The 19,022-nt window shown below is 63.8% G+C and carries 15 protein-coding genes; all 15 read right to left on the bottom strand.

Going from position 1 to position 19,022, the window contains the following annotated elements; all coding sequences use genetic code 11:
- Window positions 1–301: 301 nt before the first annotated feature.
- The 15 genes from treZ to pdxA all read right to left on the bottom strand — a co-directional run bounded on the left by treZ (window position 302) and on the right by pdxA (window position 18,984).
- Window positions 302–2,137, bottom strand: coding sequence for a malto-oligosyltrehalose trehalohydrolase (gene treZ / locus ACHHTY_RS03385; protein ID WP_395492652.1), 1,836 nt, complete (start codon window positions 2,135–2,137; stop codon window positions 302–304).
- A gap of 117 nt (window positions 2,138–2,254) precedes the next feature.
- Window positions 2,255–3,496, bottom strand: a complete 1,242-nt coding sequence (locus ACHHTY_RS03380; protein ID WP_395492651.1) for a glycosyltransferase — start codon at window positions 3,494–3,496, stop codon at window positions 2,255–2,257.
- Entirely contained in the window at window positions 3,496–4,194 is a 699-nt protein-coding gene (locus ACHHTY_RS03375) for a DUF5752 family protein (RefSeq protein ID WP_395492650.1), read from the bottom strand. Before ACHHTY_RS03375 ends, ACHHTY_RS03380 begins: the two co-directional genes overlap by 1 nt.
- A 149-nt stretch (window positions 4,195–4,343) precedes the next feature.
- Window positions 4,344–5,006 carry a nicotinate-nucleotide adenylyltransferase gene (nadD, locus tag ACHHTY_RS03370; RefSeq protein WP_395492649.1) on the bottom strand — a complete coding sequence of 221 codons (663 nt, stop codon included), beginning with the start codon at window positions 5,004–5,006 and terminating at the stop codon, window positions 4,344–4,346.
- Between the two features lie 245 nt (window positions 5,007–5,251).
- Entirely contained in the window at window positions 5,252–6,508 is a 1,257-nt protein-coding gene (locus ACHHTY_RS03365) for a glutamate-5-semialdehyde dehydrogenase (RefSeq protein ID WP_395492648.1), read from the bottom strand.
- A gap of 185 nt (window positions 6,509–6,693) precedes the next feature.
- Window positions 6,694–7,848 (bottom strand): glutamate 5-kinase, encoded by a 1,155-nt coding sequence (proB, locus tag ACHHTY_RS03360; RefSeq protein ID WP_395492647.1) that lies wholly within the window; start codon window positions 7,846–7,848, stop codon window positions 6,694–6,696.
- Window positions 7,849–8,079: 231 nt separating this feature from the next.
- A complete protein-coding gene (gene obgE, locus ACHHTY_RS03355) occupies window positions 8,080–9,147 on the bottom strand; it encodes a GTPase ObgE (RefSeq protein ID WP_395492646.1) in 1,068 nt (355 codons plus the stop codon).
- 291 nt (window positions 9,148–9,438) lie between these two features.
- Complete coding sequence (gene rpmA / locus ACHHTY_RS03350) at window positions 9,439–9,693, bottom strand: 50S ribosomal protein L27 (RefSeq protein ID WP_395492645.1); 255 nt, start codon at window positions 9,691–9,693, stop codon at window positions 9,439–9,441.
- Window positions 9,694–9,712: 19 nt separating this feature from the next.
- Window positions 9,713–10,021 (bottom strand): 50S ribosomal protein L21, encoded by a 309-nt coding sequence (gene rplU / locus ACHHTY_RS03345; protein WP_395492644.1) that lies wholly within the window; start codon window positions 10,019–10,021, stop codon window positions 9,713–9,715.
- 97 nt (window positions 10,022–10,118) lie between these two features.
- Complete coding sequence (locus ACHHTY_RS03340; RefSeq protein ID WP_395492643.1) at window positions 10,119–11,654, bottom strand: Rne/Rng family ribonuclease; 1,536 nt, start codon at window positions 11,652–11,654, stop codon at window positions 10,119–10,121.
- A gap of 162 nt (window positions 11,655–11,816) precedes the next feature.
- Window positions 11,817–14,369 (bottom strand): TIGR03960 family B12-binding radical SAM protein, encoded by a 2,553-nt coding sequence (locus tag ACHHTY_RS03335; RefSeq protein WP_395492642.1) that lies wholly within the window; start codon window positions 14,367–14,369, stop codon window positions 11,817–11,819.
- Window positions 14,370–14,409: 40 nt separating this feature from the next.
- Window positions 14,410–15,306 carry a hypothetical protein gene (locus tag ACHHTY_RS03330; RefSeq protein ID WP_395492641.1) on the bottom strand — a complete coding sequence of 299 codons (897 nt, stop codon included), beginning with the start codon at window positions 15,304–15,306 and terminating at the stop codon, window positions 14,410–14,412.
- Between the two features lie 31 nt (window positions 15,307–15,337).
- Window positions 15,338–17,092, bottom strand: coding sequence for a tetratricopeptide repeat protein (locus ACHHTY_RS03325; RefSeq protein WP_395492640.1), 1,755 nt, complete (start codon window positions 17,090–17,092; stop codon window positions 15,338–15,340).
- A complete protein-coding gene (gene tmk, locus ACHHTY_RS03320; protein WP_395492639.1) occupies window positions 17,079–17,747 on the bottom strand; it encodes a dTMP kinase in 669 nt (222 codons plus the stop codon). The genes ACHHTY_RS03325 and tmk overlap by 14 nt, the downstream gene beginning before the upstream one ends.
- Window positions 17,748–17,907: 160 nt before the next feature.
- Window positions 17,908–18,984, bottom strand: a complete 1,077-nt coding sequence (pdxA, locus tag ACHHTY_RS03315) for a 4-hydroxythreonine-4-phosphate dehydrogenase PdxA (protein WP_395492638.1) — start codon at window positions 18,982–18,984, stop codon at window positions 17,908–17,910.
- Between the last annotated feature and the right edge of the window lie 38 nt (window positions 18,985–19,022).

Raw genomic sequence — 19,022 nt, 5'->3', positions numbered from 1 at the left:
CAAACGGTTAAATCGTATAACCAGCAGCCGCCGGGCGGCGACCCGGGCAACGGTATCTTGGCCCTGCCGGGATGGCGGCCTGGCGGCTTAGGGCCAGCTGGCCAATCCTCGGCGCCGGCGCCCTAAGCGGCGATGCCACCCCCCCTCCAGACGGATGGTCGATTTTGCGGCCCTGGCCAGCATGGGCTCAGGTTGTTGACCGGGTTGGCGAATTTAACCACCGAAAGAACAGCGGCCGCCAGAAGAAACCCGGTCTGTCGCTTGATTTTCGCGGGGGTAAAATAATCGGCCTGGCCGCCACTTAGAGGCGGACATCCTCACCCACCAGCCAACGCACCGACCAGGGCGGCAGTTGCTCATCTTGAACCACGGCGGGCAGCGCAAACCACAACCGCCCGCCCACCCGGGGGCCGACGGCCGGAGACGGGCCAAGATTGGCCAGCAGGACCAGGCTTTCCTTCCCATCGCCAAAGGGCCAGACCACCTGCAGGCCCCGGTCGGCGAAGGTTCGCCAGCCAGCCGCGCCATTGGCCAGACGGGCGACCAGGGGAATAATTTCCCGCCGGCGCAGGGCCAGCAGCCGGCGGTGAAAATCGAGCCATTGCCTCCCCGCCGGGCTTTGCGACTCATCCCAGACCAGGACGCTGGCCGCGAAGGTTTCCAGCGCCTCGGGATCGGGAATCAGGCGGCGCTGTTCGGGGGTGGCAAAGGCCGCGAAGTCGGCAAATTCACGCCGCCGGCCCTCGCTGACCAGGCGGGCCAGTTCGGGTCCGAAATCGGCAAAGAAGAGAAAAGGGGTGGTCGCCCCCCATTCCTGGCCCATGAAGAGCAGCGGCGGGGACGGGGCCAGCAGCAGCACGGCGCTCAGGGCCCGGACGGCTTCCGGGGCCGCCAGCCGGTTGAGCCGTTCGCCCAGGGCGCGGTTGCCCACCTGGTCGTGATTCTGGAGAAAGTTGACAAAGGCCGCCGGGGGCAACTCCCGGCTGGGCTCCCCCCGGACCTGCCCCCGGCGAAAAGGCGAAGGTACGCCCTGGAAGGCGAAACCCTCGCTCAGGCAACGACCCAGTTGAGCCCGGGGGGAGGAGGCATAGTCGGCGTAATAGCCCTCCGTTTCGCCGGTGGCCAGAACATGGGCGGCATGATGCCAATCGTCGTTCCACTGGGCGTTATAGAGCCGGGGCCGGCCGGCCGGGTCGCGGCCCAGGTAGCGGGCCTGGTTGGCGTCGTTCTCCAGGACCAGGTGGACCCGGCGTTCCGGGTCGCAACCAGCCCGCACTTCCTGGGCCAGCTCGACCAGCAGGTGAGGTTTGGAGTCATCATGGATCGCATGCACCGCGTCCAGACGCAGGCCGTCAAAGTGGTATTCATTGAGCCAGTAAAGAGCGTTCTCGATAAAAAAACGGCGGACCCAGAAGCTTGCCGTTCCGGCGAAATTGAGGGCATCCCCCCACGGAGTCTGGTGCCGGGCGGTGAAAAAGTGAGGGGCATAGCCGTGGAGATAATTGCCCTCCGGTCCGAAATGGTTGTAAACCACATCGAGCAGCACCATTAATTGCCGCTGATGGGCGCTTTCCACCAGCAACTTGAGGTCTTCCGGGGCGCCGTAGCAATCCGCCGGGGCATAGGGCAACACCCCGTCGTAGCCCCAGTTGCGCCGGCCGGGAAAGGCGGCCAGGGGCATCAACTCCAGGGCGGTAACCCCCAGCTCGACCAGATAATCCAGGCGGGCGTTAAGGGCCGCCAGAGTGCCGGGCGGGGTGAAACAGCCGACATGGACCTCGTAGATCACCGCTTCTTCCCAAGGCCGGCCCCGCCAGTTCCCGTCCCGCCAGGACCAGGTCCGGGGGTCCACCACCTGGCTTAGGCCGTGAACCCCCCGGGGTTGAAAACGGGAAGCGGGATCCGGCACCTCGTCGGCCCCATCGATCCGGTAGCCGTAGCAACTCCCCGCCCGGGCCCGATCGCTGACCAGCTCGAACCAGCCCTCCGGCCCGGCCGCCATGGGTAAAACCACCCGGCCCCCTTCCTCCGCCAGGCAAAGCTCAACCCGGCGGGCGGCCGGGGCCCAGAGCCGGAAGCGCACCCGGCCGTCATCCAGGCAGGCGGCCCCGAAGGGCATCTCATGACGGCGCTGCATTATCCTCCTCTTGACCCCAACAACATACGCCGGCAGCAATCTTGGCCGCGGCCGCCCAACCGCGGCTCCCGCTGAGATGTGCCGCCCCGGTCCCGCTGCTGCCCGCTTCGGTCGCCTTCAAGCCAGTTCAATCCGGTACTGAGCGCCGTGCAGCAGGCCGACGATCAGAGTCAGATATTCCCGCAGGTGCCGGGTCAGCAGAAAATTTTCGCGGACAAACTGGCGGGCCTTGGCGCCCATTTCCACCATCCGGTCCCGGCGGTAAAGCAGGTAACGGATCCGCAGAGCGGCCCCCTCGGGGGTACGGACCAGGAAACCGGTATGGTAATTGACCACCTGGAGCCGGATCCCGCCGGTATCACCGCCGATCACCGGTTTACCTTTCCAGAGCCCTTCGGTGACCGTCAGGCCGAAACCCTCCTTGGTCGACTTCTGAATCACGATATCGCTGGCCCGCTGGAGGGCGTTAATGGTCCGGTGGGCATCGGGGGGCAAAAGCAGGATCTTGATATCGGGATCATCCCCGGCGGCCTGGCGGACCTCCTGCAAGACCATATCTCCTTCCGGGTCATCGGTGGCGGTACCGCCGGCCAGAACCAGTTGCAGGCCGGGAACGAATTTGCGGGCCAGGCGGTGGGCTTCGATCACCCCCACCGGGTCCTTGAAGCGATCAAAGCGGGAGACCTGCAGAATCAGGGGCCGGTCCGGATCCAGTTCAAACCGGCGCCGGACTTCATCAAGCTCGGCGGCGTCCAGGTCAATATTTTTTTCACTGAGCGGATCAATGCTGGGGGCAATGATATACTCGGGATGCGGCAACGACTGGGCAAAGGCCGGCAGGGAAAAGATGCTGGCATCATAGGGACTGATATGGCCGCGCAGATAGCGCCAGAGGGGACGATAGGGGCGGCTGGCGTCGATATGGCAGCGCCAGACCCAGCGGCCCCGGCGGTTGGGGCAAAGCCCAAGCAACGGGGCCGGTTGCGGATCATGGATAAAGACAAAGTCGGCTTCTTCGAGCTGAGGCCGCAATTGCTCGGCGTTTTTGCGATTGACCTCCTCGTAGGCCTTGAGCAGGGAATCGGCAATGGGGGTCCGGTGGCCCTGGAGTCCGTTGTGCATGGCCTTGGTGCAGCGATAAAAATCTTCGTTGCCGCTGATCACCTCCCACCGGGTGTCGATCCCCAGTTCATTGCTCAGGGGCACCAGCTTTTCGAGGATCTCCGCCACCCCACCCCCCACCCGGGTGGAATTGACGTGCACCACCTTCATCCCCTTCAGGGGGCGGGCCAGCTGCTGCAGGTGGGTGATGACATCCTGGCCGACCACCTCGGCGTACGCGGCAAGCATTTCTGGCATCAGGATTCACCTCTTTCACAGTGTTCGCGGCAAAGTCCGGCCAGTTCATCCCGCAACTGGCTGAGGCTGGCGAAGAAAGGATCGATGGTGGCCAGCTGTTGGCGAAATGCGTCGTAACGCGGCCCGAAGCCGGCCAGCCAGGTACTGAAATCGTCGGAGCCATCGGCCAGGCGCCGGCGGGCATCGATAAAATGATAGAAGATGGTGCCGGTGGCGACGTGCGGCAGTATCGCGGCCAGCTCATGGGGCCGGGCCAGGGTTTTGCCGGTGGCGAAAATGACCAGTTGCGACCGGCTGAACTCGAAGGGCTGTTCGGCCCGCAGCCAGTGGGAGAGTTCACTGCTATCCAGGCGCTCATCGATAATGTCCAGCAGCTCCCGACGCAAACCGTCGAGGTTCCGGTGTTCCCCGGGATCGACCACCGCCAGTTGTTCGGCCAGTTCGGGGTCATGGAGGTGCTGCCGGCACCAGACGGCAAAGTCGTTGTTGAACTCCCGCTCCTCGAACCGGACGCCCAGCAGGCCGCCCCAGAAATGATGATAGACGCTGTCCTCGGCAACCTCCCGGAGATGATCGCGGAATTCGACCAGGGTGAAGGCCTTGCGGCCGGTGGCGATGGCAATCAGGGCGCAGTCCTTGAGGGTGAATGGGGCGGGAGAGCCGGGAGAGGCGTTATGCTTGTGCTTGGCGGCGGCCATGGTTTTACTCCTGGGAAGACAAAGGGGATCAGAATCCAACCACAATCCAGGGCAAGGTTGCTCCATGACCAGTATCAGGCGCAAGGTCAATCGTTGTCAAGCGGGAAAAGGCAGAAAGCGGAGGAGGTAAACCGGCGGACCGGCGCGGCTCAAGCCCCTGGGCGATAAAGGCGGTGTTGGCGGATATAGGCCTCCACCGGAGGCGGCACCAGGCCCTGAATGGCTTGGCCTTGGCGGATTTTGCGGCGAATGGTGGTGGCGGAAACCGGAAAGGCGTCCACCGGCAGAGGGTAAAGCCGGGCCCCCAGGGGATGGTGCCAGCAGACGCCGGCCGGGTCCCGGCTGAAACCCGGTTGGCGGGAGAGAAAATCGTCGAGGTGGCCGGGAGCGGTGTCGGGCCGTTCAGCCACCAGAAAATCGGCGTAGCGGAACAGCTCGTTGAAGTTTTTCCAGGTGGTGATTTCGGCGAAGGCATCCGAGCCGATGATGAAATAGAGGGGCTGTTCCCAGCCCAGGTCGGTCCTCAATTCCCTCAGGGTATCGACGCTGTAGGAAGGGCCGGGGCGTTTCTCCTCCATCCGGCTGACCCCGAAGACGGGATGGCCGACCAGGGCCAGGTCCAGCATGGCGGCCCGATGGTGAAAGGGTGAAATCGGCTCTCCCAGCTTATGGGGCGGCTGGGCGGCCGGAATAAAAAGGATCCGGGCCAGGGCGAATTCCCGCCGGGCCGCCTCGGCCAGCACCAGATGGCCATTATGCACCGGATCGAAGGTTCCCCCCAGTACCCCGATTCCCCTAACCTTTCCCGTCATCCCGTCCTCACCCCGCCGGCGGAACGTTGCCGGCTGACCGTCGCCCGGACCAGCCAGCCGGCCCGGCCGGCAAAACAGAAAACCACGACCCTCATGGCTCGAGTAGCAGTGCCGCCTGACCCCAGGTTTCCCGCCGGGGTAAACTTGCAGCCGTGGCGCAGATTGGCGCAAGCAGCCCCGGCGATTATACTCCGGTATATCGCCGGGGCTGATCGCGCCAAGATGCGGTGCGACTGCAGGTTTACCTAAACTCTGATTTGGCCTTCGCCGTAGACGATGAACTTGCGGGTGGTCAACTCGCGCAGGCCCATGGGGCCATAGGCGTGGAGCTTGGTGGTGCTGATGCCGATCTCCGCCCCCAGGCCGTATTGGCCGCCATCGCTGAAACGGGTCGAAGCGTTGACCATCACCGAGGAAGAGTCAACCTCGCGGAGAAAACGCTGGGCGTGGGCGTGGTTGTTGGTGATGATCGCCTCGGTGTGCTGGGAGCCGTAGCGGGCGATATGGGTCAGGGCCTCGTCGATATCGGCCACCACCTTGACCGCCAGGATCAGGTCGAGAAATTCCATCCCCCAGTCGTCCGGCCCGGCCGGCACGGCCATGGGCATCAGGGCCAGGGTTTGGGGACAGCCCCGGATTTCCACCCCGGCGAGGGCCAGTCGGGCCCCCACCGCGGGCAGAAATTCCGCCGCCGCATCCCGGTGGACCAGCAGGGTTTCCAGGGCATTGCAAACCCCGGGCCGCTGGGTCTTGCCGTTGATGACGATATCGCCGGCCATGCCGAGATCGGCCCCGGCGTCAACGAAGACGTGACAGACTCCCTTGTAATGCTTGAGTACCGGAATCCGCGAATTTTCGGAGACGAAGCGAATCAGCCCCTCCCCGCCCCGGGGGATGATCAGGTCGATTTGTTCCTCGAGCCGCAGCATGCAGGTCACCGCCTCGCGGTCGGTCACCGGAATGACCTGAATGGCCGCCGGATCGAGCTGTTCCGCCGCCAGGCAGTCCCGCAGCACCTGGGCCAGCGCGAGGTTGGAATGGAGCGCCTCGGAGCCGCCCCGCAGCACCACGGCGTTGCCGGCCTTGAGGCAAAGGGCGGCGGCATCGACGGTGACGTTGGGCCGGGATTCGTAAATCATCCCGATCACCCCGAGGGGAATCCGCATCCGCCCCACCATGATCCCGCTGGGCCGGCGCTGCAGCTCGGAAATTTCCCCCACCGGATCGGGCAGGGCCGCCACTTCACGCAAGCCGGTGACCATGGCCTCGATGACCTTGTCACTCAGGGCCAGCCGGTCCAGCATCGCGGCGGACAGACCCTTTTCCCGGCCGGCGGCCAGATCGAGTTCGTTTTGGGCCTGGATGTAATCCTTGCGTTCCAGCAGGGCCGCGGCCATCGCCAGCAGCACCCGGTTCTTGACCGTGGTCGACAGATTGGCCACCTGCCTGGCCGCCCCCTTGGTTTCCCGGGCCAGTCCGATGATGGTCTCTTCCAGTGTCATATTTACCTCCCGTCCGACTTAACCCAGAAACTGGGCGAAAAACATGAGCGCAAAAAGCTGATAATCCGCGCTATTATCCAAGGTAAACGTTCAGCAGGTCGCCAGGTTGCCGCCGGCAGGCCCCCGCAGGACTGTTCGCCGAGCGAGCCGGAGCGATCGCCGCCCGGTGCGGTGCTGCTGAGCGTTTACAGAATGACGAGATTGTCGCGATGGATAACCTCATCGGCATCCTTGTAGCCCAAAATACCTGCAATGGCGGAAGTTTTCACTCCCATAATGCGGCGGACCGCCTCGGCGTCGTAGGAGACCAGCCCGGCGGCCAGGGCCTTGCCGTCCCGATCAAGGCAATGGACCGGATCGCCGAGCCCGAAACTGCCCCGGACCTCGACGATCCCCGAAGGCAGCAGACTCTTGCCGCCGCTGAGGATGGCCCGGCAGGCCCCCTCATCGAGAACCAGGTACCCTTTGGGCCGCAGGGTATAAGCGATCCAGTGCTTGCGGCCCGGCATTTTCTGGGGTTCGGGCAGGAAAAAACTGCCCAGTTCCTCGCCGGCAAAAAGCCGGGGCAGCACGTCGGGCTCCCGCCCCGGCCCGATGATGGAACAGCCTCCGCGGGAGGCCACCATCCGGGCGGCCTTGACCTTGCTCAACATGCCGCCGGTGCCGACCGCGCTACCCACGGTGCCGGCCATTTTTTCGATCTCGGGGGTGATCCGCCCCACGGTATGCAAGGGCCTGGCGGCCGGATCGCGGCAGGGATCGGCATTGTAGAGAGCCGCCACATCGGTGAGGCAGATAAAGAGGTCGGCTTCGCAGAGATTGGTGACCATGGCCCCCAGGGTGTCGTTGTCCCCGAATCGCAACTCCTCCACCGAAACGGTGTCGTTTTCGTTGATGATCGGGACCAGACCCCACTGGAGCAGGGTGAAGATGGTGTTGCGGGCGTTGAGGTAGCGGTCGCGGCGGGATAAGGCGTCATGGGTCAGCAGGACCTGGGCCACCTTGCTGCCGAGCTGTTCGAAGATTTTTTCGTAAGCCCGCATCAGGCTGCTCTGGCCCACGGCGGCGGCGGCCTGCTTTTCCCGCAGGCTCAAAATCCGGTTGCCCAGGGCCAGTTTGCGCCGGCCGGCGGCCACCGCCCCGGAGCTGACGATGATGACTTCGCGCCCCTGGCGCCGCAGTTGTTCGATTTGGCCGGCCAAACTGTCCAGGACCGGGTAGTTGAGTCCCTCGCTGGTGGTCAATACCGCCGAACCGACCTTGACCACCACCCGGCGGGCTTTGTCGAGGTAGCAGCGCCGGAGCTTGAGATCATCAACCTTTTTCGCTTGTTCGTTCATGGCTGCCTGTTTCCGTCAGTCATCTCCCGCCTCGCCGCCCGTTTCCGCAAGCTTACCGCGGGCCCCCGGCGGCTGTTCCGGCCCCCCAAAGGCCCCGGTGAAAGCTGCTTGCGACCGGTTCGTCCCCTGCCCGCCTGACGGCGGCAAGAAAAACAACCAGTTAGCGGGCCAAGAGCGCCGACCTGGCGGCCGCCGGGCCGGCTGATTTATCCGTGCCCTTGGCGGCGCTGCTTACAGCCCGGCCTCGGGATCATCATCTTCCTCGCTGGCGGCGGGCTGGACCAGATGCCGGGCAATAACTTCGACCAGCTTGTCCAACCCCTGACCTCCAAGGGCGGATACGGGGATCACCGGGATATTGGCCCGGGCAAAACGGCGCTCCAGTTCCGGCAGCGAAGTCCCCGCCGTTTCAGCGCCCGCGTCCTCTGCCGGCCCGGCCAGCAGATCTATCTTGTTCAAAACCACCAGGCGCGGCCGCTGGATCAAATCCTGCTGGTAAAGGCCCAGCTCCCGCTCCAGCATATGGTACTGCTCGAGGGGATCACCGGCAAGCGGGGCGGCATCGATGACCTGAATCAGCAAACGGGTCCGCTCCACATGGCGCAGGAAGGTGTGGCCCAGGCCGGCTCCTCGGTGGGCGTCCTCGATCAGGCCGGGAATATCGGCGATGGTGCAGGAACCCTGGCCGGGCAGAAAAAGCACCCCGAGTTGGGGAGAGAGGGTGGTGAAGGGATAATCCGCCACCTTGGGCGTGGCGGCGGTAAGCCGGGTCAGCAGGGTCGATTTGCCCGCGTTGGGCAAGCCGATCAGGCCGACGTCGGCCAGCAGTTTCAATTCGATCCGCAGCCAGAATTCCTCCCCGGGCTTGCCCTTGGTGGCGGTCCGGGGGGCCCGGTTGGTGGCCGAGGCGAAATGGACATTGCCCTTGCCGCCCATGCCGCCGCGGGCGGCCAGAAATCGCTGACCGTCATGCACCAGGTCGGCCAGAATCTCGTTGCTTTCGGCGTCGCGAATCACCGAACCCACCGGCACCTTGACCAGGCAATCTTCGCCGTTGCGGCCGTGCATCTTCCGGCCCCGGCCGGGGACCCCTTTTTCGGCGATAAAATGGGAGCGGTACTTGAAATCGAGCAGGGAGGTGAGCCGGGCCGAGGCAACCAGGTAGACGCTGCCCCCCGCCCCGCCGTCACCGCCATCCGGCCCCCCCTTGGGGACAAATTTCTCCCGCCGGAAGCTGACGCAGCCGTTACCGCCGTCGCCGGCCCGGACCAGAAATTTTGCCTCATCGATGAAGGACATAAGGGTAAGTGGCGAAGGCCGTAAGCATTGAAGGAGGGGGGGAGCGGAGCCGCCAAATTACCGGCCTCGCTGATGTCCTTAAAAAAACCGAGTGACCGGCGCCGGCCAAATAACAAACTGCCGGGCCGGTTCCAGCGCGACCGCGGCTCCCGGCAACGCCGCCCGGCATCTCCCCCTGTTACAGGCAGGATAAATCGACCGGGTCACCTGTCTGCGCAAGCAGTTCCGGCGGCCATACAGGAGCATGGCCGCCGGGACCGCTGGCGGGAAGAAGGAAATACCGGCCGGGGCTCAGGCCGGATAGACGCTGACGCGCTTGCGATTGCGACCGAAATCTTCGTAGGTCACCACGCCGTCAACCTTGGCGAACAGGGTATAATCCCGGCCCAGGCCGACATTGGTGCCGGGGTGAATCTTGGTGCCGAGCTGGCGAACCAGGATATTGCCGGCTTTGACCACCTGGCCGCCGAAGCGCTTGACCCCACGCCGCTGGGAGTTACTGTCGCGACCGTTTTTCGAGCTGCCGCCCGCTTTTTTATGTGCCATGACTCAAATCCTCTTAAGTCTAAAGAATTTCTTTGACTTCAAGCGCCGTATAAGGCTGACGATGGCCCTTTTTGAGACGGTAGCCCTTGCGCCGCTTTTTCTTGAAAACCAGTACTTTCTTGGCCTTGTCCTGCTCAATGATCCGGGCCGTGACCTTGGCGCCTTCCACCATCGGCCGGCCGACCCTGATCTCACTGCCGTCGGCTACCAGCAGAACATCCGCCAACTCCACCGTATCTCCAACCTCGCCGGCCAGTTTTTCCACCCGCAGGCGTTCGCCGGGTGCCACCTGATACTGTTTGCCGCCGGTGCGAATTATTGCGTACATAAACTTCCTCCAAATCCAGCTCCTGCCGTCCGCCCCAAGCGAACGGCCCTGAAAAGAAACCGATATTTATAGCCCCGCCCTGGTCGGTTGTCAAGCTTTACTGCCAGGCCACTTCATATTTCTCGGGATGCGAATCCTTGATGGGCATGACGTGAATCCGCTTGCCACATTTTTTTTCCAGATAATCGACCGTATGGGCCTCCTCGCGCAGCAGCATTTCGGCCAGCCGGGGATGGACCCGGACGGTTACCGTGTTTCCTTCCTTGCGGCAAGCCTCCCGTTCGATGTGGCGAAAAATCTCGTAGCATAAACTGCTGTTTGAGCGGAGAACACCGGTGCCGTGGCAGCACTCGCAGGGCTCGCACATCAGATGCTCGAGATCCTCGCGATTCCGCTTGCGGGTCATCTGGACCAGGCCGAATTCCGAAACCCGCAGGATATTGAGCCGGCTCTTGTCTTTCTTGGAAGCCTCCTTAAGAGCGGTGAAAACCGCCTCCCGGTGCGCCTCATCCTCCATGTCGATGAAATCGACGATGATGATCCCCCCGATATTGCGCAGGCGGAGTTGGTAGGCAATCTCCTTGGCCGCTTCCATGTTGGTCTTGAAAATCGTTTCCTCGAGACCGCTCTTGCCCACATAACGCCCGGTATTGACATCGATGACGGTCAGGGCCTCGGTGGGCTCGATCACGATATAACCTCCGCAACGGAGCCAGATCTTCCGTTCCAGGGCCCGCTTGACTTCCAGGTCGACTCCGAAGGCCTCGAAAAGGGGGGGGTCCCCTTCATCGAGACAGACCCGGCCCTGGAGGCGGGGCGCGAAAGTTTCCACGAAATTGAGTACCCGCTGATAGGTCTCGGGATCGTCCACCACCACCTGGTCAACATCGGGGGAAAAGACATCGCGGACCACCCGCAGGATGATATCGAGATCCTCATAGATCAGACTCGGCACCGCGGCGCCGCTGACCCGGTCCTGGATCTCCTCCCAGGCGTGAAGCAGAAATTCCATGTCCGCTTCCAGGTCATCGGTGGCGGCCATTTCAGCCACAGTGCGGACAATAAAGCCGGTACCGGTAGGTCGCAGGGTTTCGATTTTCCGGCGCAAGACCTGACGCACTTCTTCGTCCTCGATTTTGCGCGAGATCCCGATATGATCGGTCATCGGCATAAAAACCAGGTTGCGGCAAGGCAAGGTGACATTACAGGTCAAGCGGGCGCCTTTGGTGCCCAGGGGCTCCTTGCAGACCTGGACCAGAATGTCCTGCCCCTCGGTCAGCAAGTCGTCGATATTCTGACCCGGCATCCGCCGGGAAAGGGTATCGGTTTCATCGCCGCAGCAGGTGGAGCCCCCGGTGCCGTCGCCGCGTTCGCAGCGGGCCAGCCGTTTTTCCAACTCACCCGAAGAGACCAGGACATCATCCACGTAGAGAAAACCGGTCCGCTCCAGGCCGATATCGACGAAGGCTGCCTGCATCCCGGGCAGCACCCGCACCACCCGCCCTCGGTAGATGTTGCCCACCAGGCCCTTTTCGGTGGGATGTTCCAAGTAAAACTCGGCAAGATTGCCATGCTCCAGCAAGGCGATCCGAATTTCATAAGGGGTGGAGTTGATCAGCAGTTCGGTGGACAAAGGCTTAACTCCCCGGTTAATGGCGGCCGCCCCGCAACGCCGGGCCCGCCAGTTCTAGCAATAATTGTTATTGAGACCAGAGTCCCGCGGTCCGGCGGCGGGCGGATGGCAACCGGCACCCGCCGCCAGGAGCTGCCGGGGGGCTTCTTGCCCATACCGTCCCTAAGCTGGGGTACTGCCTGGCGTTTGGGCCTCGTCCCGGCTCCAGATCTTCAGCACCCGGGCGGCGGCCAGATCATCCTGGCCCAGCCCGCAGACGGCCGCCGCCGCCTCCAGGGGCTTGACCGTAGGCCGGCCGGCCTCCTGAACCAGAACCAGTTCCAGTTCCCCGGGCGCGCGGACGACCATATCATGGACCGCGGGCCTGATATCCAGGGTTCGCTCAACCCCTTTCCGGCGCACAGTCATAACAAATTCTGCGGCCGCAAGCAAGCGGGCCGGTAATTGGGGATCAATTTCTCGCGGCACCGTTATCCGGTAAGCGCTGAGGAGTCGATCCGGCTGCCGGCGGCCGCCGGGCTGCAGCGAAATGACCTCCAGTCCGGCCGGCAACTGCCGGTTAAGCTCCGCCCGGGCCTGTTCATGATCAGCCAGAGGCCGGGTAAGCTCCAACCAGAGAAATTCAGCCAGGCTTTCGGTCCCCAGGGGCAGAGCCGGTCCGAAGGAAACCTTGGGCACCGGATTGAACCCCAGGCTGAAGGCCAACGGCCAGCCCGCCCGGCGAAAGGCCCGAAAAAAGACCTGCAGGATCTCCAGGTGCCCCAGGAAGCGGGCCTCGGCCCGGCGGGCATAAAAGAGCCGATAGCCCACCGCCGGCAAGGGCCGCCCGGGAGTGGCGGCCGGTTCAGCGCCGTCTGGCGGCTGCTGCCCCGGTTGTTCCGGGTTGATCGGGGCCTTGAAAACCACGGGCTTGATCCGTTTAAAATCGCAAAGGCCGCACTTGCTGCAGCCATGGACCCGGCAATCGGGAGTATAATCCTCGGCCAGGGCCTTCTGCAGCTCGGTGGCCAGAAAAGCCCGGTCGACCCCGACGTCAAGGTGGTCCCAGGGCAGGGCCTCGGCGGGTGAACGGCGGCGGAGATACCCTTCCAGGTCAAGCCCCAGGGCGGCGGCTGCCTCCTGCCAGCGTTCGAGCTTGAAGTGATCGGACCAGGCATCGAGCCGGGCCCCATCGCGCCAGGCCTTTTCCACCAGATCGGCCAGGCGGCGATCGCCCCGGCAGAAAACCCCCTCGAGAAAACTCTGGCGGGGATCATGCCATTTGAGCTTGAAACTCTTGTTCCGCAGCCGACTTTTGAGCATGTCGATCCGGGCAAAGCCCTCCGCCACCGTCAGTTGAGGCTCCCGTTCAAAGGGGGTATGGGGCTTGGGGACAAAAATCGCGCTGCTCACCGTGACCTGGCAGCGCCCCCCGGGCCCGGTCCGCAGCACTTTGGCAGCCAGTTCGGGGATGGCGGCCAGATCCTCATCGGTTTCGCTGGGCAGTCCGAACATGAAGTAGAGCTTGATCAGCTTCCAGCCCAGGGCAAAGGCACTGCGCCCGGCCGCCAGCAGGTCTTCCTCGCTGATGCCCTTGTTGATCACCCGGCGCAACCGGTCGCTGCCCGCCTCCGGGGCCAGGGTGAAGCCGGTCTTGCGCACCCGGCGGATCTGCTCCATCATGGCCGGGGTCAGGGTTCCCACCCGCATCGAGGGCAGGGAAACCGAGACCCGCCGCTCGGCCAGGGCGTCCATCAGGCCGACCAGCAGTTCATTGATGCAGCCGTAATCGCCGGTACTCAACGAGAGCAGGGCCACCTCTTCGAAACCGGTCTGGTCGATTTTGGCGAGAATCTCGTCCATTACTTGCTGAGGGTCCCGTTCCCGCACCGGCCGGTAGATGATGCCGGCCTGGCAGAAACGGCAGCCCCGGGTACAGCCGCGGGCAATTTCCACCCCCAGGCGATCATGGACGATCCGGGTGGCCGGAACCAGGGGAGGAGCGGCAAGCGGGGCCTGGTTGAGGTCCGCCAGCACCCGCCGGCGCACCGGCGGCAAGTCGGGCCGCAGAGGCTCGGTTGCCAGCAGGTTGCCGGCCTCGTCATAACGGGGGGCAAAAAAGGCGGGAATATAAACCCCCTCGACGGCGGCCAACTCGGCCAGCACCTGCTGGCGGGCAGATCCCGCTTCCTTGCCCCGCTGGATTACAGTCAGCATTTCCGGCAGGGCTTCCTCGCCGTCGCCCAGCAGAATGGCATCAAAAAAGTCGGCCACCGGTTCGGGATGAAAGGCGCAGGGACCGCCGCCGATGACTAAAGGATGGCTTTCGGTGCGGTTTTCAGCCCGCAGGGGCAGGCCGGCCAGATCTAGAATGGTGAGGATATTGCTGTAACAGAGCTCGTAAGGCAGACTGATGCCAAGGACATCGAACTGGTCCAGGGGACGCCGCGACTCCAGGGAGAAAAGGGGCAGCCCGTGCCGGCGCAGTGCTTCCTCCAGGTCGAGATCCGGCGCGTAGACCCTTTCCGCCAGCCACTCCGGCCGCTGGTTGACCAGATGATAGAGGATCTGCAAGCCCTGGTGGGACATCCCGATCTCATAAAGGTCGGGAAAAGCCAGGGCCAGGCGGAGACGGGCGCCCTGCCAGTCCTTGCGGGTCGCGTTGAACTCATTGCCGCAATAACGACCGGGCCGGGCGACCTGGGAGAGCAGATAATCAAAATCCATCGTCGACATCAAAAAAATCTCCCGGCGGCAAGCACACCCAAGCCGCCGCTTACTGGATCAATTCGCGGGTAAAACTTCCGGGGACGGGAAGCTGGAAGTCGGCGGCGCTCAGGCCGCAATCAGTCAGCAAGTCATCGAGCCGCAGGGTCAGGCTCAAGCCCTGGTGACGGCGGGCATGAAGCTCGATGCGGTGGGGCAGCAGCAGGGGTGCGCCGGCGGCGGGCAAAGCTGCCGGGCGGTAATCGCCATAAACAAGCTCGGTGGGCTGACGTTCCCCCGGTTCGTATAGCCGAATCCGCCGCACCTGGTTGCTCCGGCCGGCGTTTTCTCCATCTGCGGCGGCGCCGGGACCAAAAAGAAGCTGGGTCCGGGATGGAGCGGCCATCTCCAGCCAGTAGCCTTCGCCTTGCGGATCCTGGTATACCGCCACGATTTCCGAATTAAAGGGCAGGCCGCCGCTGAGCAGGGCAAAAAGGCTTTGCGGCAAAATTTCCGGCGTCAGGCCGTCGGGCAGATGACGCCGGAAGCTTGCCGCCGTAGTCGCCCCTTCGTAAACCCTGGTTTCCGGCACCAACACCAGCCGGAAAAAATCACCATCGGTGACCAGGGCCAGCAACGGCCGCCCCAGCGGATCAAGGCCGACGAACTTCAACTGGCCGGGGCTCATGGCCTGCAAATAGCCGGGCAGCATCCCCGAGCGCAGCAGGGTGCGCCAGTTCAGCTCAGCCTCGGCATCGAGACACCGCAACTGCTCCCGTCGCTCGGCCATGGCGGCCTGAAAAGCAGCCTCGACCCCCAGGCGCTCCCCTTCGGCCAGCGGCTCACCCAGCGGGAACCGGGCCGCACAGCCGGCCAGAAGCAGCCCCGCTATGCCCAGCAGCACCAAGCACCGCCAGCCCGGCCAAAGCGAGGCCCGACCTGGATTTTCCGGCTGGGGGGCGGTCATTTTAGCGCCCCGCCCCGGCGAGACCGGCCTCTCATCTTGCCAATTCCTCGATTTTTTCTTCGATGGCCATCCTCTTTTCCCGCTCCTGTAGCGGATCGAGCAACTCCAGGGCTCGCCGATAAGCGGTCAGCGCCGCTCCCCGCTGCCCCAGTTCCCGGTAAGCCTCGCCCAGGTGATCGTAGATCACGGGATCGTCGGGCAACAGCTCCACCGCCAGCTCCAGCTCCTCCACCGCCCTCCGGTAATCCCCGAGCCGGTAATAAACCCAGCCCAGACTGTCACGAATGGAGCCGTCCTCGGGCCGAAGGCGGACCGCTTCTTCAATGTAAGTCAGGGCCTGAGTCAGATTCTCCCCCCGGTCGGCCCAGGTGTAACCGACATAATTTAAGGCGAAGGGATCCTGGGGGTCGCGGGCGATTACCTCCTGCATCTTGGCCAGGGCCCCCTCACCGTCGCCGATCCGGTCGAGATAGAGAGCATATTCGAAAAAAACCCGGGCCGTGGGCCCCAAATCCCGCAGGGCCCGGTCGAAAACCAGGATTCCCTGGCCGGCGTCATGCCATTCGGCGTGCAACAGGGCCAGGGTGACGTAAAAGCTCAGGTAGCGATGTTCCGGTTCGGCCAGGGCCCGGTCGAGAATTCTGGCGGCGGTGACGGGATCTTCGGCCCCATGGTAAATCCGGGCCAGCATCAGCACCGCCTCTTCGTAGCCGTAATCGCCGGGCCGGATTTCCTCCAGCAAAGCTCTGGCCCGGGCGACCTGGCCCGAGCGGTAATAGCCCAGGACCAGCAGCGAGCGGACCGCGTCCAGGCGGGGTTCATCCGAAAGCATTTCGTGGAGCAGGATCAGGGCTTCCTGGTAGCGTTCCTCGTCCAGCAGGATCCGGGCAATGGTCAGGTCAATATTGTCAACATCGGCGCTATAATGGCGTAATTCAGCCAATTCGGCCAGGGCTTCCTCGACCCGATCCAGGCGCAGATAGATATTGGCCAACAAGCCCCGCGCCCGTTCATCGGTGGGGTCATCGGCGATCATCTGCCGATAGAGGCGCAGGCTTTGCTCGTACAATCCCGCACTTTCGTAGGCCGCCGCCGCTTCCTGGGCCATGGCGGGCGTCCAGTTCAATGCCAGGGCCCGGTCGTAGGCGGCCAGAGCCCGGTCCATTGCTCCCATGTCCCGGTAAAAGCGAGCCAGGTAGTAATGGCCCAGGAAAAACTCAGGGTGCAGGGCGACCAGTTCCTCGAATACCGCCTGGGCTTGCTCCTCCCGCTCGCTGCCGGCGTAGAGCACCCCCAGCATCAGCATGGCGTTGGCGTTGCCCGGTTCGATGGTCAGAATATTGCGGTAGACGGCGACGGCCTTCTCCACCTCGCTGGCGGTGGTGTAGAGGTTGGCCAGCAGGGAAAGGGCGGAGAGATCGGCCGGTTTCAGTTCGATGATCCTCTGAACCCAGGCGATGGCCTCGGCCCGCTCCCCCATTCGCAACAGCAGCATGGCCAGACTGCGCATCACGTAATCGGCCTTGCGGTCACAAATCAGGGCCTGCTGGTAGGCGTAGCGGGCATCCTCGAGGCAACAGCCCAGTTCGGTGATCTTGCCCCAGGTGAATTGAAAATAGGCGCAGGCCGGATCCACCGCTTCCTCATAAGGTTCCAGCTCGGCCGCGTAGCGGGGGGCCGGAACCGGCTCAGCCGGGGGGGCGGCGGGACGGGAAGCGCAACCCGCCGCCAGCCCGACCGCGGCCAGGATCAGAGCCGTCAACATCAGGATTTTATTCCCGTTCATGCACTCCCTCGGAGATTATTTTTTCCCTGATCAGTAACGCCCGCACCGGGGCCCAGATCTTTTCTCCCACCTGCTCGATATCACCTGAGGCGTCGATGCGGACCAGGCTGGGATCTGCAAAAGCGGCAAAAATCGCGGCCACTCGGGTCAGGTAATCTTCCTGTTCGAAATCGTTGAGGCTCTCGCCCCGAAAATCCCGCACCCGGCGGACCCCGACCTGGGGCGGGACAACCAGCAGCAGCACCAGGTCCGGCCGGGGAGCGAAGCTTTCGTTGGCGGCCAGGATCTTCGCCGGATCATGGCCGGCCGCCCCCTGGTAAGCCACGGTGGAAAAGTAATAACGGTCGGTAAGGACCAGCTTGCCGGCGGCCAGGGCCGGCCCGATCAGGGTCTGGACATGCTCCCGGCGATCCTCGATAAAGAGCCGCAGTTCCTCCTCGGGGCTCAGGGCGGCCCGGTTGGCGAAGCTGGCCCTGATTTGCCGGCCGTAAGGTCCGTCGGTGGGCTCACGGGTGGCCACCACCTCCAGGCCGGCGGCCCGCAAGCGCCGGGCCAGCAACGCCAACTGGGTGGACTTGCCGGTGCCGTCGATTCCCTCAAGGGCGATCAACAGACCTTTGCTTTTTTCCTTGTGCGGCGTTTCGCCAATATTCACCAGGCCAATCCTTGCTGCCCGCATTCGTTCGTTTGTTATATCACGGAAAACCGTGAAAAAAAGTCTTACCCTTGGCCTGATAACCCCAATGTTCCCGGTTTGCCCGGCTGCTGTCAAAGGCCGAAACATCCGGACACCGCCTCGAGTCGGTAGGTTGCCGTTAGCAGGAATCATCCCGCGGCGGGGCCGCAACATTGTGCTGCTCCCGGTTGGCCGCAATACGGGCGGCCATGAGCACGGCCGCTCGCAGACTGGCATGGTCGGCCACCCCCTTGCCGGCGATATCGTAAGCGGTGCCGTGATCCACCGAAGTCCGGACGATGGGCAGACCGATGGTCACGTTAACCCCGTCCTGGAAATGGATCATTTTGAAGGGGATCAGGCCCTGGTCATGGTACATGGCCACCACCGCGTCAAAATCTCCTTTGCTCGCCCGGTAAAAAACGGTGTCCGGCGGCCAGGGACCAGTGAGCGCCAGATCATCCCCGGCCTCCGCCGCCACCCGGGCAATGGCCGGGGCGATTATCTGTTTCTCCTCGTGGCCGAACATGCCCCCCTCCCCGGCATGGGGATTCAGGGCGGCCACGGCGATCCGGGGCCGGGCCAGGGCGAAATCGCGGCGCAAGGCCGCGGCGGTCAGCCGAATAACCTGTTCTACCGCCCCGGCGTCGAGGGCGGCGACCACCTCGCCCAGGGGCCGGTGGATAGTAACCAAAGTTACCCGCAGCCGCTCTCCGGCCATCATCATGGCATATTCAGGGCTGTTGCACAAGGCGGCAAGCATTTCGGTATGGCCGGGATAATGATAGCCCCCGGCGTTGAGCATCTCCTTGCCGATGGGACAGGTCGTCATGGCCGCCAGCTCCCCGGCCTGCACCAAAGCCACCGCCTCGGCGATATAGCTCCCCATGGCCCGGCCGCCGGCCACAGTCGGCCGGCCCGGTTGGGGCAGAGGTTCCAGGGCGGACAGGGGCAGAACGTTGAGTTCCGCCGGGTCAGGAATCGTCCCGGGCTGCCAGGGCTTTAATCTCACGTGCTGCCCCAGGCGGCGGGCGGCGGCGGCCAGCACCCCGATATCCCCCAGCACCACCAGGCGCCAGCCTGCCACTCCAGACTCCGGGGCCGCCAACGCACCGGCCCCGGCCAAAATTTCGTCGTGCAGGCGCAGGATGATTTCCGGGCCGATCCCCGCCGGGCAGCCCATGGTGATTCCGATTATCCGCGGCTTGCTGGTCATCAAGGTAATTCCACCGGTTGGGAGTCGGCGCCGCCGGA

It is taken from the genome of Desulfurivibrio nitratireducens (assembly GCF_044068515.1).
GTDB lineage: Bacteria > Desulfobacterota > Desulfobulbia > Desulfobulbales > Desulfurivibrionaceae > Desulfurivibrio.
This window is presented reverse-complemented; position numbering and strand designations above follow the sequence as displayed.

Excerpts from the sequence above, each read along its gene's own strand:
- ACHHTY_RS03335 (WP_395492642.1), bottom strand. The coding sequence starts at position 14,369 with ATGTCGACGATGGATTTTGATTATCTGCTCTCCCAGGTCGCCCGGCCC.
- pdxA (WP_395492638.1), bottom strand. The coding sequence starts at position 18,984 with ATGACCAGCAAGCCGCGGATAATCGGAATCACCATGGGCTGCCCGGCG.
- rplU (WP_395492644.1), bottom strand. The coding sequence starts at position 10,021 with ATGTACGCAATAATTCGCACCGGCGGCAAACAGTATCAGGTGGCACCC.
- ACHHTY_RS03365 (WP_395492648.1), bottom strand. The coding sequence starts at position 6,508 with ATGACACTGGAAGAGACCATCATCGGACTGGCCCGGGAAACCAAGGGG.
- ACHHTY_RS03375 (WP_395492650.1), bottom strand. The coding sequence starts at position 4,194 with ATGGCCGCCGCCAAGCACAAGCATAACGCCTCTCCCGGCTCTCCCGCC.
- treZ (WP_395492652.1), bottom strand. The coding sequence starts at position 2,137 with ATGCAGCGCCGTCATGAGATGCCCTTCGGGGCCGCCTGCCTGGATGAC.
- nadD (WP_395492649.1), bottom strand. The coding sequence starts at position 5,006 with ATGACGGGAAAGGTTAGGGGAATCGGGGTACTGGGGGGAACCTTCGAT.
- proB (WP_395492647.1), bottom strand. The coding sequence starts at position 7,848 with ATGAACGAACAAGCGAAAAAGGTTGATGATCTCAAGCTCCGGCGCTGC.
- rpmA (WP_395492645.1), bottom strand. The coding sequence starts at position 9,693 with ATGGCACATAAAAAAGCGGGCGGCAGCTCGAAAAACGGTCGCGACAGT.
- obgE (WP_395492646.1), bottom strand. The coding sequence starts at position 9,147 with ATGTCCTTCATCGATGAGGCAAAATTTCTGGTCCGGGCCGGCGACGGC.
- ACHHTY_RS03325 (WP_395492640.1), bottom strand. The coding sequence starts at position 17,092 with ATGAACGGGAATAAAATCCTGATGTTGACGGCTCTGATCCTGGCCGCG.
- ACHHTY_RS03330 (WP_395492641.1), bottom strand. The coding sequence starts at position 15,306 with ATGACCGCCCCCCAGCCGGAAAATCCAGGTCGGGCCTCGCTTTGGCCG.
- ACHHTY_RS03380 (WP_395492651.1), bottom strand. The coding sequence starts at position 3,496 with ATGCCAGAAATGCTTGCCGCGTACGCCGAGGTGGTCGGCCAGGATGTC.